Raw genomic sequence first — 18,622 nt, forward strand, 5'->3', positions numbered from 1 at the left:
AAAGGAAACCGATGTCGATTACGCAAGAGCGCAAGGAAGCGCTCGTCAAGGATCATGCCCGCGCCGAAGGCGATACGGGTTCCCCCGAAGTCCAGGTCGCGATCCTCACTGAGCGCATCCGCAACCTGACCGAGCACTTCAAGGACCACAAGAAAGACAATCATTCGCGCCGCGGGCTGCTGATGATGGTCAACAAGCGTCGGTCGCTGCTCGACTATCTCCGTCACAAGGATGGTCAGCGTTATACCGATCTCATCGCGAAACTCGGCCTTCGCAAGTAAAACAACGGCGCCCTTGTGGCGCCGTTTTTTCATCCCGGCCCACCGCCGGGATTAACATACCCCGCGACAGCGGGGCTCCCAGCTCAATCCCAGAGACTGGACCCCGATCACGGGGAACATGAACGAGAAGCAATTCGGCCGATCGTTCCGAGGCCATAAAAGACCTCAAACCGCGCGGGCCGGCTTAGCCCGCACATAGGCCCCGGCACGCATTTGGCGGCCGGAGTTGAAGGAAATAAAATGTTCGATACGAAAACTGTAAGCATCCAGTGGGGCGGCAAGACCCTCACGTTGGAAACGGGCCGCGTTGCCCGCCAGGCCGATGGCGCCGTCATTGCGACGCTCGGCGAAACCGTCGTTCTCTGCGCGGTCACCGCCGCGCGTTCGGTGAAAGAGGGCCAGGATTTCTTCCCCCTCACCGTCCACTACCAAGAAAAATTCTCGGCTTCGGGCCGCATCCCCGGCGGCTTCTTCAAGCGTGAGCGCGGCGCCACCGAAAAGGAGACTCTGACGAGCCGCCTGATCGATCGCCCGATCCGCCCGCTGTTCCCGGAAGGCTTTTACAACGAGATCAACGTCATCGCCCAGGTGCTGAGCTATGACGGCGAGAACGAGCCTGACGTGCTGGCGATGGTCGCTGCTTCCGCAGCCCTGACCATCTCGGGCGTGCCTTTCATGGGCCCGATCGGCGCAGCACGCGTCGGCTATATCGACGGCGAGTATATCCTGAACCCGACCCTCGAGCAGACCAAGGAAGGCGATCTCGACCTCGTCGTCGCCGCCACCAATGGCGCCGTGATGATGGTCGAGTCCGAAGCCAAGGAGCTGTCGGAAGACGTGATGCTCGGCGCTGTGCAGTTCGCTCACAAGGCGTGCCGCGAAGCCGTCGGCGCGATTATCTCGCTCGCCGAGCAGGCAGCCAAGGATCCGTGGGAAATGGCCGAACAGGCTGATCTCTCGGCCGCCAAGGACAAGCTGAAGAAGCTGATCGGCAAGGACATCGCCGCCGCCTACAAGGTGACCGACAAGTCCAAGCGTTCGGGCCTGCTCAACGAGGCACGCGCCAAGGGCAAGGCGGCATTCGCCGACGCAGCCCCGCAGGACCAGATGGCAGCCGGCAAGCTGATGAAGAAGCTGGAAGCCGAGATCGTCCGCGGCGCCATCCTCAAGGACGGCCAGCGCATCGACGGCCGCACCACCACCCAGATCCGTCCGATCGAGGCAATGGTGCACTTCTTGCCGCGCACGCACGGCTCAGCCCTGTTCACGCGCGGCGAGACCCAGTCGATCTGCTCGACGACCCTCGGCACGCGCGACAGCGAGCAGATGATCGACGGCCTGACCGGTCTCTCCTACGAGCACTTCATGCTTCACTATAACTTCCCGCCCTATTCGGTCGGTGAAGTCGGCCGCTTCGGTGCGCCGGGCCGTCGTGAAGTCGGGCACGGCAAGCTCGCCTGGCGCGCGCTGCACCCTGTGCTGCCGTCGAAGGAAGAGTTCCCCTACACGATCCGCGTTCTCTCCGACATCACCGAGTCGAACGGCTCGTCGTCGATGGCGACGGTGTGCGGCGGTTCGCTGTCGATGATGGATGCCGGCGTGCCGCTGAAGCGCCCGGTCTCGGGCATCGCGATGGGCCTGATCCTGGAAGGCAAGGACTTCGCCGTTCTGTCCGACATCCTTGGCGACGAGGATCACCTCGGCGACATGGACTTCAAGGTCGCCGGCACGTCCGAGGGCATCACCACGATGCAGATGGACATCAAGATCGCCGGCATCACCGAAGAGATCATGCGGGTTGCGCTCAACCAGGCCAAGGAAGGCCGCACCCACATCCTCGGCGAGATGGCCAAGGCGCTCGATCACACCCGTGAAGAGCTCTCGGCTCATGCCCCGCGGATCGAGACGATCACGATCGACAAGTCGAAGATCCGTGATGTCATCGGTACCGGCGGCAAGGTGATCCGCGAGATCGTCGCCACCACCGGCGCCAAGGTCGACATCGACGATGAGGGCGTGATCAAGGTCAGCTCCTCGGATTCGGCGCAGATCGATGCGGCGATCAAGTGGATCAAGGGCCTGGTCGAGGAAGCCGAAGTCGGCAAGATCTATGACGGCAAGGTCGTCAACCTGGTCGATTTCGGTGCGTTCGTGAACTTCATGGGTGGCAAGGACGGTCTCGTCCATGTGTCCGAGATCAAGAACGAGCGCGTCGAGAAGGTCAGCGATGCGCTGAGCGAAGGCCAGGCCGTTAAGGTCAAGGTCCTCGAGATCGATCCGCGCGGCAAGGTTCGCCTGTCGATGCGCGTCGTCGATCAGGAGACTGGTGCCGAGCTGGAAGATACCCGTCCGGCCCGCGAGCCCCGCGAAGGCGGTGATCGTGGCGATCGCGGTCCCCGCGGCCCGCGTCGCGATGGTGACGGCGGCCGTGGCCCGCGTGGCGATGGCGGCGGCGATCGTGGTCCCCGTGGCCCGCGTCGCGATGGTGACGGTGGACGTGGACCCCGTAGCGGTGGTGGCGGTGACCGTGGCCCGCGTCCCGAGCGTTCGGGCGGCGGCAATGACGACGGCCCAGCGCCCGAGTTCGCGCCGGCTTTCCTGACCGGCGACCGCGACTAAACAACCCGTCCGCAAGGACAAAAAGAGGGGCTCGGGAAACCGGGCCCCTTTTTTTATCGGAAACGACGGCTCTATCGCCCGATCAGCACTTCATGTTCGACGATACCGGTCACCGCCGTCCCGGCGGGGATCGTGGCGCTTTTGCCTTTGATGATAGGCGTGATCATGAACGCGGCGACGAGGGTGCCCGTGCTGGTCTTCCCCAGACGGCCGAGCAGCCCCTCAAGCCTCACCGTGTCGTCGCCGATGGTGATATAGAGGAGTCGCCCCTCAAGGGCACCAGCGACCCCCAGCGAACCGGACGTTTCCGCCCGGGTAAGCTCGCCTACTCCACGCGTGCCCTTGGGCACGAGGACATGCCCGTCCCGTATCACGTCCTGGGTCACCTCCAGGTCGAAAAGGTCTCCCTTTGCCGCTGTCTTCGAAGATATCGCGGCGAGGGTGGCAAGGGGTATCTCGGTTCCGGCGGGGATCGTCACCGAGGTGGTTGCGCGCGTTTGCGGCCATGCCGGCGACCACGGCGCGAGACAGCATAGCGCGATTGCGGCGACGCGCCAGATCGCACGGCGGGAGCGACTCATGGCTGGGCAGGCGCCGTCGCCAGGGGAGGCGCCGCAACCGGCGCCTGGGCCGAGGTAGAAGGCACGGGGGCGGGAATCTGCGCATCTTCTGCGGTGAAGCCGGTCATCAGCTCGCCCGCCTTGATCTTCGCGTTATTGCCCTTGGCGAAAAGGCCGAGCACACCAAGGGCCATGACGGCCATGACCGCGTCACCCGTGCCGTTTTTGCCCGCAGCCTGGGTTTCGCCCGTCAATGGAATGAAAAGGCCATTCAGATCGACATGAAGCAGCTTGGCGCTGAGCGTGCCAGACTTGCCGACATTGCCGCTGGAGGTTGCCGAAGTCACCTCGCCCCAGGCAAGCGTGCCGACAGGAACGACGATCGCGCCACCGACCGTGACCGGTTGATTGACCCGCAGCTTGAAGCGATAGCCGATCCCGCGCTCCTTGGTGCTCACTTCGCTCATGACCATCAGGTGGATCGGCGTGTCCCGCTTGAGCAGAACCGTTCCGGCCGGCGCGACGGGGGCAGAGACAATTGCTGTCGTTGTTACGGTCGAACCCGCAGGCATCTGGCCGGTCGCGGGCGAGGCTGGCAGCGTCTGCTGCGCTACCGGCGCCGCGGTCACGGCAATCGCCGCCAGATAGCCCGCTATTGGATACAGCATTTTCGACACCCCCCGGTTTATCGCTCAATCCAGCATTAGTGCCACTCCACGTCAAGGACCAACCGCGTAAAATCAAGGCATTGACCGACTCGGGGGCACGCGACAATGTGCGGCACCAACAAACCGGGGGATATCATGAAGGGTTTCAATTCGATCGTTCTTGGTGCCGTTGCCGCACTCAGCCTGGCGCAGCCGGGCATCGCCGGCGAGAAGCACAAGACCTATATTGTCGTGAACGAAGACGTCGGCGTGCCGGTGTTTCCAAATGACATCACTGATCGGCCTTACACCGTGATCGGTCCAGTCGAGGCCGGTGTGCGCAAGGCCACCGTGTTCAGCAAGGAAGCATCGCAGAAGAAAATCTATACCGAGCTTTGGGAGCGCGCCGAAAAATTGGGGGCCGACGCCGTGATCAACGCTAAATACGGCGATTCGCACGTCAGCGCCTTCAGCTGGGGCAAGACCAATGCCACCGGCACCGCTATCAAGTTCACACCTCCGCCGGCGCCCGCACCGGCGCAGTGAGACTTTCCTATAGCCGATAGAAGGGAGGGGCCCGGGAAACCGGGCCCTTTCTCTTTGGTGGGCGGTGGTCCAGCCCCAACTACCGACTCGTTCCCGGGGCCATCGTGTCGCGAACCGCGTGATCTGCCCGACCACATCATGTGGCGATTGGAACCCATTCGGGATGGGTCCGCTCTTCATCTCTGGCCTTCATCGTCCGCCATGTCGGCGTGCCGGAGGACAAGCTTCCAGCCGCCCTGTTCGAAGCGGAAGACCTCCGTGATGCGGAGCTTCATCGGTGTCGTTTCCTTCTTCTCGCCCATATGAACATCGGCGATCTGCAAACCGGTCCAGAAGGCGAGGTCCCCGCTTGCGCCCGATTGGACGATCTCCAGCCGGCCCGTGCCCGGCGGCTCGAACATCGCCGCACCTTCGCGGTAGCTGGATGCGACCGCAGCCGCGCCCTGTACCGAACCACCCCTGGGCGGGAAGAAGCTGGCCGGGTCCTGGCTGGTCACGACCGCGTCGAGCGGTGCCGGGTCGCCGTTAACATAGGCCAGGGCAATCGCCTCGCGCTGCTTCAGAAAGGCGTCGAACCCTGCCGCGCCCGAACCTGCGCGCACTGTGTTCACCCAGGCGCTGAACGCAGCCATGAATTTGGCGAGAAAGTCTCTCGTCTCGTCGGACTTGAGTTTGCCGCGAGCGTCAAACAGGTCGGCCGCGCCGCCGATATAGGCTTCGGGCTGCTGCATTACCGGCATATCGAGGAACACGAAGGTCTGGCGCAGCGCGTGGTTGGCGCCGAACGCGCCCAGTTTGTAGGGCGTCACGCTGACGACACCGGCGGGAACGCCGCTGAACAGACTCTTTCCCTCGGGGCGGGACCCGACATCGAGCGCGTTCTTGAGGCAGCCGGGGATCGAGCGGTTATATTCGGGCGTGACGAACAGGATCGCATCCGCCTGCCGGATGTTCGCGCGGAAGCGGCTCCAAGCGGCGGGTGGCGCGTCACCGTCGAGATCCTCATTATAGAGCGGCAGGTCGCCGATCTCGACGATCCGGCAAGCGAGCTCTTTCGGCGCCTGTTCGATCAGCGCGTTGGCGAGCTTGCGGCTGAATGACTCCCTACGAAGGCTGCCGACCAGGATGGCAATAGCGAACGGATTGGCCATGGCGCTTCTCCTCGGGAGGAGGGAACGCAGTCGCATCGACCCCGTTCCCCCTTTCGCCGCTCTGCGCCGTCAGGCGACCTCATAGGCCGCTCGCACGCGCATCCGCTGCGCCGCTGCGACCATCGCGATCAGGGCGGGGCGGACCTCATCCCATTTGCGCGTCTTCAGTCCGCAATCGGGGTTCACCCAGAGCTGCTCCGCCGGAAGCCGCTGGCCCGCGAGGCTCAGCAGCGCGATCATCTCGGCCTCGGCCGGAATGCGCGGCGCGTGGATGTCGTAGACGCCCGGACCGATCTCATTGGGATAGGCATAGTCCGCGAACGCATCGAGCAGCTCCATCTGCGACCGTGCGGTCTCGATCGAGATGACGTCCGCATCCATCGCGCCGATCGCGGGGAGGATGTCGTTGAACTCCGAATAGCACATATGGGTGTGGATCTGGGTCTCGTCGCGCACGCCTGAAGCGCTGAGCCGGAAGCACTCAACCGCCCAATCGAGATAGGCCTGCCAGTCGGCGCGCCTGAGCGGCAGGCCTTCGCGCAAGGCCGCCTCGTCGATCTGGATGACCTTCGCGCCGGCGGCTTCGAGGTCGGTCACCTCGTCACGGATCGCCAGCGCTATCTCGCGGCAACTCAGCGCGCGGGGCTGATCGTCGCGCACGAAGGACCAGTTGAGGATCGTGACGGGTCCGGTCAGCATCCCCTTCATTGGCCTGCTCGTGAGCGACTGGGCGTAGCGCCACCACTCGACCGTCATCGGCTTTGGCCGTGCGACGTCGCCGTAGAGGATCGGCGGGCGCACGCAGCGCGAGCCATAGCTCTGCACCCAGGCGCTGCGGGTGAAGGCGAAGCCGGAGAGCTGCTCGCCGAAATATTGCACCATGTCGTTGCGCTCGAACTCGCCGTGCACCAGCACGTCGAGGCCGATTGCCTCCTGCCACGCGATGGTCTCGGCGGTCTCGGCGCGGAGGAAGCCGTCATAGGTCGCATCGTCGATCTCGCCGCGGATATGGGCGGCGCGCGCCTTGCGGACCTCCGGCGTCTGGGGGAAGGAGCCGATCGTCGTGGTCGGGAAGCTCGGCAGCTTCAGGCGCGCCTGCTGCACTGGCTTGCGCGCGGCGAAGGGCGACGCCCGGTTCGTCATGGCCTGATCGACCGCCGCCAGCCGTGCCGCGACCGCCGGATCATGGATCAGCGGCGAGGTCTTGCGGGCTTCGACTGCCGCACGTGCCGCCGCGAGCGGCTCGGCGACTGAGCCAGCGCCGTGGTTGAGCGCTCGCGCCAGCACTGACAGCTCGCCGATCTTCTGCACCGCGAAGGCGAGCCACTGAGTCACCTCCGGATTGAGGTCGGTCTCCAGCGCGAGATCGACCGGTACGTGGAGCAGCGAGCAGGACGGCGCGAGGATCAGGTCGCGCTCGGCCGCTATCGGCGCGATGCGGGCGAGCAGGGCGTCGAGATCGGCGCGCCAGATGTTGCGGCCGTCGATCACGCCGAGCGACAACAGCATGTCGGGTCGGGCGCGCCGCCATACCGCATCGAGCTGCTCGGGCGCGCGGGCCAGATCGACGTGCAGGCCGTGGACCGGCAGGTCGGTCGCGAGCTCGAGGTTGTCGCCGAGCGCGCCGAAGTAGGTGGCGAGCATGACCTTTGGCCCGTTCACCGACAGGCGCTTGTATGCCCGCTTCAGCGCCGCGCGCTGGGCGTCATCGAGATCGAGGACGAGGCAGGGCTCGTCGAGCTGCACCCAGTCGGCACCGGCGCGGGCGAGCTGGGCCAGCACTTCCTCATAGACCGGGAGCACCGCGTCGAGCAGCGACAGCGGGTCGACGTCCTTGCCCTTGGCGAGGGTCAGCCAGGTGACCGGGCCGAGCAGCACCGGCCGCGTGTGATAGCCGAGCGCGCGGGCTTCCCGGAACTCGTCGACTGCCTTGCTCGACGACAGGGCGAACTTCTGCCCTGCGACCAGTTCGGGGACCATATAGTGATAGTTGGTGTCGAACCATTTGGTCATTTCCTGGGCTGTGCTGTCGAGCGCGTGGGCGCAGCCTTCGCTATGGCCCTGCGCCCCGCGCGCCATGGCGAAGTAGGTGTCGAGGCCGACCTTGCCGCCGCTCCAGCCATAGCGCGCCGGGACCGCGCCGAGCATCGCCGAGATATCGAGGACATGGTCGTAGAGCGAGAAGTCGCCGCTCGGGAGGATGTCGGCGCCGAGCAGCTTCTGCCGCGCCCAGCCGGCGGCGCGCAGACCGAGGGCGGCGAGGTTGAGGGCGGCGGCGTCGGACTTGCCCGACCAGTAAGCCTCGAGCGCGAACTTCAGCTCGCGGCGCGGGCCGATGCGGGGGAAACCGAGGGTTGCGACTTGGATGGTCATCGACTTGGCCTTGCGTTGGGCAAGGTGTTGGCCGGACGCGCGGCAACGAGTCCACGCCCATATGACAAGCCGGGGCGCGGTGTTGCACGCGGCCTGACCGGGCACCCCGCCGGAGGACGTTATCTGACGAGGCAGGTCTCCTGGCTCGCGGGTCAGTGCGGCGATCCGGCCTTCCCGGTCCCTTGTCCGGACCAGTGACGCTAAGTGGATCGCCGCTCGCCGCTCACAGTTGCGGGGGCAGCGCCGGAATTGCACCGGCTTCCCGTCTTGGCTCCAACCGGCAGGACCGGACGAAGAACCTCGACGGCGCCAAGGATAGCTCCCCGTAGCGCTGCGTCAAGACAGATATAAAGAATTCTTTATATCTTTATATGAGCCCGACGCACCGTCAGGCGTGGACCATCGCCTCAGGCCCCAAGGCCTCATCGAGATCACGCAGATCGCCGCCGCGGGTCTCGCGGCCGAACCACGCCACCAGCGCGAGGGCGACCGCGCCGGGCACCATGATGATCGTGGCGGCGAGCCCCATCGACGGGATCAGCGCCGCGATGCTCAGGCCTTGCGCGAACAGGCCGCCGCCCTTGGTGCAGGCAGCGACCCAGCCGGTCGCGCGGCCGCGCACCCGCAAGGGGAAGCTCTCGGCGGTATAGGGCAGGAGGATCGCGATGATGCCGTTCGATCCGACGATCAGCAACGCGACCGGCAGCACCGGGCTGCCGGCCCCGGCCAGCTCGAGGTTGAGCACCCCGGCAAGCCCGGCGAGAGTCACGCCGACCATCGTGACCAGCGACCATTTCGTGCTCCAGCGGCTGTACATCAGCGCGCACAGGAAGACGGTCGGGAAGGCGATCAGCGCGCTCTCGGCGAGCAGCTTGCTCGACACGGCGACGGAATAGCCCTTGGCGACGAGATCGGTCGGCAGCCACAGCAACAGGCCGAAATTGACGAGGCCCCAGGTCAGCGCGGCCATGGTGAGCGCGGCGAGCTTGCCAGCGAGCTTCTTGCCGGTCAGCGCGCCATGCCCGGCCGCGCGCTCGGCGACGACCGCCGGGCCGCGCCGCATGGTCGCGCCGAAGCGGCGCATCACTGCCTCCGCCTCGGTATTGCGGCCGCGCGCGAGCAGGAACTTGGCCGATTCGGGTATCAGCCCGCCGAGCAGCACCAGGGTGAGGCCGGTCGGCAGGTTCGCCAGCCAGAGGATGCGCCATCCGAAGATCGGCTGCAGCACCGCGGAAAGCCCACTCGCCGCGAAATAACCACCCACCGCGCCGAGCCCGCCGACCAGCACCAGGCTCCAGCCGCGATGCCGGTTGGGCATCATCTCGGCGAGCAGCGCATAGGTGACGGGCAGCATGCCGCCCGCCGCCGCGCCCATCATGAAGCACATGGCGATATTCCAGGCGAGCGATGGCATCGCGCCGCAGATCGAGGTGCCGACGAACATCACCGCCGAGAGCAGGATCGATGCCTTGCGCCCATAGACATCGGCGATGACGCCCCAGACCATCGAGCCGACCACGGTGCCCATCAGCGCGAAGAAGGGCACCAGCGACACGGTCGACCGCGGCACGCCATATTCGGTGATCATGCCGGGTACGGTGAAGCCGAGCGAGGCTGGCTTCATCACATCGATGATCAGCGCCACGACGAGCACCAGCATCAGCCGCCAATGCGCCCAGCCGAGCGCGGCATCCTCGGGCGCCGAGATGGTGATAGTCTCGCCCGCGGCGCGCTGTGCGGCGAGGTTGCGCGGTAGCAAGCCCCATGCCGCGACGATCACCCCGCCGATGATCAGGAACATGCCGGCGATCATGCCGGTATCCATCGGCATGCCGGCGAGGTGATAGTGCATGTCCTGCGCCATCAGGAACATCGGCAGATGGAGCAAAACCCCCGCCGTCACCGCCGCGCAGCCAAGCGCAAATGCCCAGATCGCCTGTCGATCCGACAGGGTGCTGTTCAAACCCACGATACTTTATCCTCTGCCCGCCCCGTTTGTTGGGGGCAGAAAGTGGGGAAAAGTGGCGGGAGGCAACGGGCAAATTGCTGTTGGATGGGGCGGGCGTGGATTTTTCCGGGCGAGGGGCCGAATCTGTGGCACGGGCGCTACAAGGTAGGTATGAACCTACATTTGCAACTGAAGTTGGCGGCCTGGATATCACTGCGAAAGCCTGTTTTCCTTCTCCCCTTGTGGGAGAAGGAGGGAGGAGCGAAGCGACGGAAGGTTGAGGGGGAGTGAGGTTCGGGCACTCCGACCAACGAGAGTCCCCCTCACCCTTCCCATCGCTTCGCGATGGGCCCAGCATTGGGTGAACAGCGCCCCGCGCTGTTCAGGGCATGCCGGGGGCATGCCCGACCCAATGCTCCTCGCCCACAGGGGGAGAGGGAGAAAAGGGCGCCCCTTCCCCTCTCCTTTCAGGAGAGGGGCAAGCTGCGCAGCAGCGCGGGGTGAGGTTGAGTGGGGGACGATCATACTGGTCACCCTCACCCTTCCCATCGCTCCGCGATGGGCCCCTTCCCTCTCCCGCTGGGAGAGGGAGAAGACGCGCGGCGCGATGCTATTTTCCTTCGATCGTTGCCCGCGCCGAATCCAGCCGGGCGGCGTAGTCGTTCAGCACTTTCGCGGTCCTCACCGCATAGACGTTCGCATCCTCGAAGCGGCGTTCCTCAATTGCCTCGCGGACGCCCGGGAGCGTCTTTGCGCCATAGCCGGTGAAGCGGCCGGGGGCGTAGACGAGGTTTTTGTACCAGGGGCGATCGGGCAGGCCGCGATCGTCGAGGAGGAGCTGATCGATGTCGCGGAGCTGCGCGTTGAGCTTCTCGCGCGTGGCGGGAGCCAGCTTGGCGCCCTTGTCGGCATAGGCATCGTCATAGGCGGTGGCGGCGGCCTTCAGGCGGTCGACCGCATCCTCGAGCACCGCAAGCTCGATATGCGGCGTGCGTGCCTCGACGGCCGCCGGGCCGACCGGCTTGAGCGGATCGCTGGCGAGGGCGAAGGCGCCGTCGCGGAGCAGCTTCTCGCGCTTGCGATCCTCCTCGCGGCGATCCTCGGCGAGCTTCTTCACCTCGGTCAGATAGGTCGAGACGGTGTCGGCGAAGTCGCCGAAGCGCTGCGGTGGCGTATCCGAATCGGCGACGCGCAGCACCAGCCGCCCGACCGTCTTCGACAAAGCCGCGCCATATTTCAGGCCCGGATCGTCGAAGGTCGTCATGTGGTGATAGCTGTCATAGAGCGAGTGATAGACGCCGCCGCTCTCATCCTCGCCGCCAAAGCCGATATTGAGCGAGGGCAGGCCGAGATGCTGGAGATAGGCCGAATAGTCCGACCCCGAACCGAGCGGGCCGATCGGCAGATCGCCGCCGCGCTCCGCCGCCGCAAGCGCGGCCTCGCTGACCCGGCCGCTGCCGTCATAGGCAGTGACGCGGAGCGCCGCGCGCGACCGTGCCGCGACAGTCGCGCCCGTCTCGGGATCGATCACATCGGCAGCCACGCCGTTCACCAGATGCTGGAAATCATGGCTGCCCTGCGCGCTCAGAAAGCCGCGGCCATTGCCGTCCGTATTGATGTAGATGACCGTCTTGGCCTTGAGCTCAGCGGCATGTTCCTCGGCCCATTCAGTCGAGCCGAGCAGCATCGGCTCCTCGGCATCCCAGCTGGCATAGATGATGGTCCGCGCCGGCCGCCAACCCTGTTTGACCATGGCGCCCAGCGCCTTCGCCTCTGACATCATCGCGACATTGCCGGACAAGGGATCTGACGCGCCCATCACCCAGCCATCATGATGGTTGCCGCGGATCACCCATTGATCGGGATAGCGGGCGCCCTTCAGCGTCGCGATGACGTTGTAGATCGGCTTCAACGACCATTCGGATTTGACCGCGAGATGGACCTTCACCGCGCTGTCGCCGCCGATATGATAGGAGATCGGCAGGCCGCCATGCCATGGCCCGGGCGACACCGGGCCGCCGAGCCGCGAGAGCAGTTTCACCGCGTCGCCATAGGACATCGGCAGCACCGGGATCTTGAGGATGGTCGGGGCATCCTCGCGGCGGAGGCGCTTCGCCTTTTCGGTCGCGCCGATGCCGGGGGTGAGCGGATCGCCGGGATAGAGCGGCATGTCCGCGACCGAGCCGCGCTGCACGCCGAATTCAGGCCGCGCGCCGCCCTTGGGATAGACATCGCTTTCGCCGTAACCGTCATCGGCCGGATCGGAATAAATGATGCAGCCGATCGCGCCATGATCCTGGGCGAGCTTGGGCTTCAGCCCGCGCCAGCCGACGCCGTAGCGCGCGATGACGATCTTGCCCTTCACATCGATGCCGCGCCGCGCGAGCGCCTTGTAATCATCGGGCATGCCGTAATTCACATAGACGAGATCGCCGGTGACATCGCCGTCGCCCTGAAAGGCGACATAGGGCGGCAGCGCGCCGGCGGTGTTGGCGGAAGTGTCGTCGCCCGGGACCGCCGGCTCCTGGCCGCCGAGCACGATCCTGTCGGGCGCGACCATCTCGACCGTCGTGGAGATCGGGGTCGGGTAGAGGACCTGGAAGGTCTCGATATGCGCGTCCCAGCCCCATTCCTTGAACTTGGCCAGCATGAACTCGGCATTGGCCTTGTCGTGCGGCGAGCCGACATGGTTGGGCGCGGAGGCCATCTGCTTCAGCCAGTCGAGCTGGTCCTGCGCGCTGACGCCGGCATCGAACGCAGCCTCGACGGACTTGGGATCGGACGGCGCGGCCTGCCCGGCCATCGCCGTCTGGGTGAGCGCGAGGGCGCACGCGCCCGCCATCAACATGCCAAGCTTCTTCATGCCGGTTTCCCCTTTTGCTGTCGTGCGCTGCGACGCGATGCCCGATGATGCGCCAGCGGTTGCACGAGCGCAACGTTGTGCAGCGCAGCGGCGCGGGGTGCCGCGGTTGCGCGTGTCACCCTAGGGAATCGGGGCGTAGACAGGGGCGTAGATGATGGCGCAGCCGGCCCGCGGGGCGGAGGTGGGCGAGGTCGTCCCGGGGAACAGCGGGCCGGGCTCTGGCGGGGGCAGAGGCTCGGGCGCCGGGTCCGGCTCGGGCGGTGGCTCGGGCGGGGGTGCTGGCCTGGGGGCCGGCTCGGGTGGTGGCTGCGGCTCTGGCGGGGGCTCCGGCGCTGCGGTTTGTGGCGGCGGCTGGCGTGACGGTATGACTGGCGGCTGGTGATCCGCGACGCGGGCGAGCGCCTTTTCGATCATCTCCTTGGCGGTGGGATCGCTCTTAACCTCCTCGTGGATTTGCCATTTCCTCGGCTGGCGCACGCGTAGCCAGTGCAGCGCGGCGTTGGGATCGGGCGGAAAATGGTGCGTGTAGGTGGCGTAGACCGGCTTATCGTCGCCGGCGTGCTTGAAGACCTTGGTGCGCTCGACGCTGCACCCGACGGCGCGGGAATAGAGCGCGCGCTCGACCCGCGCATCGGCATGTTCCTTGCCGACCACTACCGCCTCGGCGAACTCTTCATGGGTGTTGCGCCAGCGATAGATCGTGCGGACGCAGACCTCGAAATGCTCGGCTAGCTCTTCGTCTGTGGCGCCGAGCTGGCACATCTTGCGGGCTTGCTCCACGAATTCTGGTTTGTAGATCATGGCGCTGTGGATAGCGCGGCTGGGATTGGGGTTGAATCAAGGTGGGCGCGCGCAAAATGTCAGTAGGGTTCTGACAGTTTTGCTTGGGTGCGTTTGGATAGTTATCTTTAAAAATCAATTAGATATAGATTTCATAAATGAACTGTGACTGGAGTCCGCGATCAGGAATACGTTGCCGGACGAAGCGACGCTCCGCCCGGCACTCGTTCAGACTTCCTCGTCTGCGGTGATCACATCGACGTCGTCCTCCGCGTCCCAAGCCGCCTCAATCGCATCGTCGATATCCTCCGCATCCTCAATGGCCGTGGACAGCGGCGCGGGGCGAGCGTGGCCATGGCGCTTGCGGAAGGCACGCGTCCACAGCAGCAGCTCCTCGTCAACCGAGCGGAGCATCTCCCGCCACGGTTCCGTGAGGCGGGTCTCCACCCCGCGGCGCTCGACGAGCGACTGACCGTCCTCGCCAGTCACATCAGCGAGCGCGACGAAGCACCGCGACAGCTCCTCCATCGCGCCGCCAAGGGCCTCGACCGCACGGTCATAGCGGTCGGTGGGGGAATCCCCCGGCCGAGCCGCCTTGGCCTTGCCTGCGGGCGGATACTCATTGCGGAGCCACACGTCGCTCAGCACCTGTTCGGCCGAGCCGTCCTCAAGCATGCGGACGGCCCCATCCTCGCCCACCGCCCGGATGCCCACGCCCACGGCAAAGTCCCCCAACGTCTGGCCGAGCTGACGGATACCCTGCGGCTTGCGGCGCATCGCATCGAGCACTTCACCGGGGGTCCGGCGGTCAGGCTGGGCGTTGTTAGAGGTGCCGCGGTCGGCGTTGAGGCGGCCATCAATCACGAGCGGGAACGCGGCACGGACCGCAAGCTCTACCGAGGCGGGCCCCGGTTCGTCCCGATCGGAGGCGATCGCAGTCTCGACCTCCTTCAGCGCCGCCGCGACGAGCTCGGCGGTCGGGCGGCTGGTGGCGGCCCACGCGCCCTGACGGTGCGCCGCCTTGCCGAAGGCGTGGCGCAGATACCGGCGCGCTTGGTCGATGTCTGCCCGATCCTTCGACACGGCGCGCAGGACGAGCGCCGTCGACAGATCGTTCATCAGCTTCTGGGTCATCCGCTTGCGAGTTGACTGGCTGGTCACCGCGACACGGATCGCCTCGTAGGTCTCCTCGCCGCCGGCTGCAAACAGGTGGACGAGACGCGCAGCGCGAACGACCGGATCGTCCGGCAGGTGCGCCGCGCGCGCCTCAGCCTTAGTGCAGGAGCCCGCGTAGTATTCCCGCTCGGTCTCTGTGATCAGGCCCCGCCGCAGAAGCTCGTCGAGCACCTCATCTGCCAGCGACTCGTTCTCCGGGCCCTCGCCCCAAGGCTTGGGTGGATCCACGTGGCGCAGCGCCACGAATGACCGGACCGCCGTCGGGAACGTGGTGGTCCCGCCCGGATACGGCTCAAAGCCGACGAGGACCAGCGCGGGCACGCGCTCACAGCGCAGGGCGAAGATCGTTTCGACGTCGCGCTCGCCACGGTCGTAGGCCTCGTTGATGCGCTTGACCCGCGCGCGCATGCCTGCGTCGTTATTATCGTAGGGCACGTCAGCCGAGACGATCTGCAGGATGCTGTGCACGGCAGTCGCGCGCGACGATCCCTCGGCCGTGGTCAGGACCGTCGCCGGATCCGAGCTGTCGCCGTGGCGGAAGGTCGTGGCGACCAGCCAGACCGCCTCCATCACACCCTGGCTGCGGATTGACACGCGCCAGTCGTTCTCGTTCAGGACGTAGGCTGCGGTTTGCTGCGCGGCCCAAGCGAGATGATGGCGGCTCTCGACATCGACGGCCAGTTCCGCCGACTGCGGCCGCTCGCGGTCAAGAGGCTGCGGCTCAGGCACTGGGCGGAAGCGCGAGTCCTCGTCGCCCGAGCCGGGATCCACGGCGAATGGGTGGCGGCGAGACGGCAACGTGCGCGGATTGCGCGGGTCAGGCATGATGCGACGCGCCCACACCTGCGTGCGGATGCCGAGCAGCGTGCCGCCGGGCACCGGAATGCGCTCAACGTCAGGCTCCGTGGGCTCGCCAATCGAGCGGCGGACCTCGCTCGGGTCGACAATCGCATTGGCGATCGTGCCCGCCGATTCCGCCGTCAGCCCGAAGGCGTCGTGGAGGCGGTCGGCCAGCGACTGGCGCGACTTGGCGTGGGCGTAGTCGGGCAGACGCTCGACCGGGCGGGGAAGGACGTGATCGTCGAGAGTAGTCTTGGCCATGGTATTTACTCCTAGCGGGCATGGCCCGCACGTGATTTCGGTGAAGATGGTAACGGCTTAGCCAAGCGCGGCGGGGCAAGCCCCGCCGCGCCCCAGCTCAGCGGTCGTTCGCGGCGCGCAGCCGACGCTTCAGCGTCGCGACGAGGTTCTTGATTCCGCGGTGGTCGGAGGGCGTGCTCGGGCCGATCACACACCCGCTGATCAGCGGGTGGCGAAAACGGAGGTGGCCACCCGAGGTGCGGGTAGTGGTGAAGCCATCGCGCTCGAGTTCGCGCAACAGCTTTGTCATCGTGGTATGGGCGGACATAATCGTACTCCTCGGCAGGCGCCGGGGGCACACGGCTTCCCCGGACGCACACATGGTTGCATCGATCCAGGTTGCCAGAGAGCATCGCTCCTTGCGCATCCTCCCTCACTTACCGACTAGTGGTCGGCGTCATGCAGGGCGGCAACGGTTCGTTGAGGCGTGCCCAAGGCGTGAAGGACGGCCGATTCGATCGACCTACCCACGTTGCCGCCCCCACGGTCGAGCCGAGGGGTGGAGCGCCCGCAGAACCATGTCGCGGTAAATCGCACATACACCACTCCGCGAGGAGTGCAAGCGGGGGCTGTGTTAATATTGAAGTGCAACGTTTGAAGCTTCATTGGCGACGGTTTCGGCGAGCTATTCTTTGGATCAGGGCATCGCTAGACCTGATCACCATCGCCTTCGACGCTGAGCGGGGTTGTCTGATCGTCTCGAGGCCGGGGCACAGCTACGGCATAGGCGAGCGGCTCGATATGGCCCTTTTGCAGACCCATCGCCAAGGAAAACGCGGCTTCGTCCGTCCCGCAAAATGCATAGGGGTCAAACGGAAATTGCGGAAGTGCATGCCCTAGAGCTGAATCCGCCTTCACTGCCGCTTCGAGCTCGGCGCGTACCGCGCCGAGTTCAGAATCCTTGATACGTTCAATCCGATCGAGCTGCGCGGCTACGAGGGTTCGAAGCTGATGAGCCACGTCGACTTTATGTTGTATGCGGGTCGTCAGAATATTGGTCTGCTCTCGGACGCCGGTCTCAGTTCGCTGAAAGCTGAAAACGACAGCTTCGCGAACCAGCGGTGTGCCAAGCGATGTTTCCCCGGTCCCGTAGTGCGCGATTGCCTCGCTTCTAAGCTTTTGAATGCGCTTATGAGTGGCGCGCAATGGCGCTGGCACGTCGTTATCGTTCAACAACGCCATGCGCTTGCTGCCGCCCTGCGCCGTGGCCCGGGCGTACAGAATAATGGCTTGGGAAAATAGCGCACCGGTGATGGTCGATTCATCCTCGCGAGCAAGACTATCCTTCGCGGGACGGCTCTGATCCTGCATACGCTCGATCACATCCAGGCAACGGCCGCACTCGCGGAGATCCTCGCTGATCGTTCCCAACGCGGTTATCCGATCGACCAAACCCACTAATTTCATATGGCGGCGCTGCGGGCGGAGCCACTCGGTCAACGCTTTCAGATCCGTACTATGCATGACACTTCGATCTGAGGCTTTCGTCATCGTGTGAACGTGGCACGATCCATATCATTCATAGCGGTGAACTGGCGAATGGATTGAAAGGGGAAATGCCAAGTCTTTCAGGAATGGTCGACAGCTGAACAGCGATCGTTTTGAGTTACGGTGCCGCGTGCAAAAACCCCTTTAATTCCAGGTATCCACGATCACCCAGGTAAAAGCGTTATTGCACGTGTCGCCGAGCGCCTATTGCTCCGGCTGCGGCACATAGGCGATCGTGGTCGCAACCGGCGCCGGGTCCAGCGGGGTCGACTGCACGTCAGGCGGCGTCGGGACCGAAGCCTCGGGCGGGTCCGGCACGCGATCAGCATAGGATTCATAGGTTATCGTCACCCGCGCGCCCAGGCGCGTGATGCCGTAGAGGCGTTTCGCGAACAGGGTGGGCACGCGAACACAGCCATGCGACGCCGCATAACCAGGATCCTGGCCCGCGTGAATTGCGACGCCGTCCCATGTGATACGCTGCATATAGGGCATCGGCGCATCTTCGTAGAGGCTCGAGGCGTGCTGGACCTGCTTCTGCAGGATCGTGAACTCACCGGTCGGCGTATCGTAGCCGGGCTTGCCGGTGGACACCGCCGATACCGCCACAAGCGCCTCGCCGCGATACACATAGAGTTTCTGGTCAGTGATGCTGACGATAATGCCGACATCGCCCGGTACGGCCCGGGCGGCGGCATCCCACAGAAAGTCGCCAGGGCCGAGCGTCGCGACGGACACGCTGGTCAGCTCGGCGTCTCGCGCCTGGGCTGTGGCCGGGGCAAATGCCCACGCAACTACAGCCGCCGCAATATAGCTATTGCGGCGCAAAAGCATGAAAGCCATCGCGCACCTCATGGACTGGGCCGGTTTCCGGGCCGAGCGCTGCGGCGACCGGCATTTTTCCGATACGGGGTGCAGAACGCAACGCGCTATATTTTGATCCAAAGTTTTGCCGGCGCAGGCAAAACCGCGCGATTGCGACGAACGGACTGGTGTCGTCCGCACGGCGCAGTTCCATCAGGGGGACGCCTGTGAAAACGCCTTAATTCA

General features: G+C 65.3%; 15 protein-coding genes and 1 riboswitch. Of the genes, 3 read left to right on the top strand and 12 right to left on the bottom strand.

Features of this window, described 5'->3' with window-relative positions; genetic code table 11:
• The first annotated feature begins 11 nt into the window (after nt 1-11).
• Nucleotides 12-281 (top strand): 30S ribosomal protein S15, encoded by a 270-nt coding sequence (rpsO, locus tag AC1DVS_RS00125; RefSeq protein ID WP_465171664.1) that lies wholly within the window; start codon nt 12-14, stop codon nt 279-281.
• 240 nt (nt 282-521) lie between these two features.
• Entirely contained in the window at nt 522-2,900 is a 2,379-nt protein-coding gene (gene pnp, locus AC1DVS_RS00130; protein ID WP_478019164.1) for a polyribonucleotide nucleotidyltransferase, read from the top strand.
• A 71-nt stretch (nt 2,901-2,971) separates the two neighbouring features.
• Here pnp and AC1DVS_RS00135 read toward each other — a convergent pair whose 3' ends face one another.
• Entirely contained in the window at nt 2,972-3,481 is a 510-nt protein-coding gene (locus AC1DVS_RS00135) for a hypothetical protein (RefSeq protein WP_478019166.1), read from the bottom strand.
• Nucleotides 3,478-4,128, bottom strand: coding sequence for a hypothetical protein (locus AC1DVS_RS00140; protein ID WP_478019168.1), 651 nt, complete (start codon nt 4,126-4,128; stop codon nt 3,478-3,480). The genes AC1DVS_RS00135 and AC1DVS_RS00140 overlap by 4 nt, the downstream gene beginning before the upstream one ends.
• Before the next feature lie 105 nt (nt 4,129-4,233).
• On the opposite strand from AC1DVS_RS00140, the gene AC1DVS_RS00145 reads away from it, so the two are divergent.
• On the top strand, nt 4,234-4,653 hold the full coding sequence (locus AC1DVS_RS00145) for a heavy metal-binding domain-containing protein (protein WP_478019170.1): 420 nt from the start codon (nt 4,234-4,236) through the stop codon (nt 4,651-4,653).
• Nucleotides 4,654-4,829: 176 nt separating this feature from the next.
• On the opposite strand, the gene AC1DVS_RS00150 is transcribed toward AC1DVS_RS00145, so the two are convergent.
• From AC1DVS_RS00150 to AC1DVS_RS00195, 10 genes are all read right to left on the bottom strand, one after another.
• Entirely contained in the window at nt 4,830-5,804 is a 975-nt protein-coding gene (locus AC1DVS_RS00150) for an NAD(P)H-dependent oxidoreductase (RefSeq protein ID WP_478019172.1), read from the bottom strand.
• A 69-nt stretch (nt 5,805-5,873) separates the two neighbouring features.
• Nucleotides 5,874-8,177 (bottom strand): 5-methyltetrahydropteroyltriglutamate--homocysteine S-methyltransferase, encoded by a 2,304-nt coding sequence (gene metE, locus AC1DVS_RS00155; protein ID WP_478019174.1) that lies wholly within the window; start codon nt 8,175-8,177, stop codon nt 5,874-5,876.
• A 113-nt stretch (nt 8,178-8,290) separates the two neighbouring features.
• Nucleotides 8,291-8,495, bottom strand: a riboswitch (cobalamin riboswitch).
• A 70-nt stretch (nt 8,496-8,565) separates the two neighbouring features.
• The gene (locus AC1DVS_RS00160) at nt 8,566-10,146 is read right to left on the bottom strand and encodes an MFS transporter (protein WP_478019176.1); all 1,581 of its coding nucleotides are present in this window, start codon (nt 10,144-10,146) and stop codon (nt 8,566-8,568) included.
• Nucleotides 10,147-10,735: 589 nt separating this feature from the next.
• Nucleotides 10,736-12,988: a transferrin receptor-like dimerization domain-containing protein gene (locus AC1DVS_RS00165; RefSeq protein ID WP_478019178.1), complete on the bottom strand. Its 2,253-nt coding sequence runs from the start codon at nt 12,986-12,988 to the stop codon at nt 10,736-10,738.
• A gap of 120 nt (nt 12,989-13,108) precedes the next feature.
• Nucleotides 13,109-13,789 (bottom strand): hypothetical protein, encoded by a 681-nt coding sequence (locus AC1DVS_RS00170; protein ID WP_478019180.1) that lies wholly within the window; start codon nt 13,787-13,789, stop codon nt 13,109-13,111.
• Between the two features lie 207 nt (nt 13,790-13,996).
• Nucleotides 13,997-16,045, bottom strand: a complete 2,049-nt coding sequence (locus AC1DVS_RS00175) for a hypothetical protein (RefSeq protein WP_478019182.1) — start codon at nt 16,043-16,045, stop codon at nt 13,997-13,999.
• A gap of 97 nt (nt 16,046-16,142) precedes the next feature.
• Entirely contained in the window at nt 16,143-16,352 is a 210-nt protein-coding gene (locus AC1DVS_RS00180; RefSeq protein WP_478019184.1) for a type II toxin-antitoxin system HicA family toxin, read from the bottom strand.
• Between the two features lie 380 nt (nt 16,353-16,732).
• Complete coding sequence (locus AC1DVS_RS00185; protein ID WP_478019186.1) at nt 16,733-17,548, bottom strand: hypothetical protein; 816 nt, start codon at nt 17,546-17,548, stop codon at nt 16,733-16,735.
• Nucleotides 17,549-17,776: 228 nt separating this feature from the next.
• Nucleotides 17,777-18,415: a L,D-transpeptidase family protein gene (locus tag AC1DVS_RS00190; RefSeq protein WP_478019187.1), complete on the bottom strand. Its 639-nt coding sequence runs from the start codon at nt 18,413-18,415 to the stop codon at nt 17,777-17,779.
• Nucleotides 18,387-18,590 (bottom strand): hypothetical protein, encoded by a 204-nt coding sequence (locus AC1DVS_RS00195; RefSeq protein ID WP_478019189.1) that lies wholly within the window; start codon nt 18,588-18,590, stop codon nt 18,387-18,389. The genes AC1DVS_RS00190 and AC1DVS_RS00195 overlap by 29 nt, the downstream gene beginning before the upstream one ends.
• Nucleotides 18,591-18,622 lie beyond the last annotated feature (32 nt).

The sequence above is a fragment of the Sphingomonas sp. P3_C5 genome (assembly GCF_056402635.1).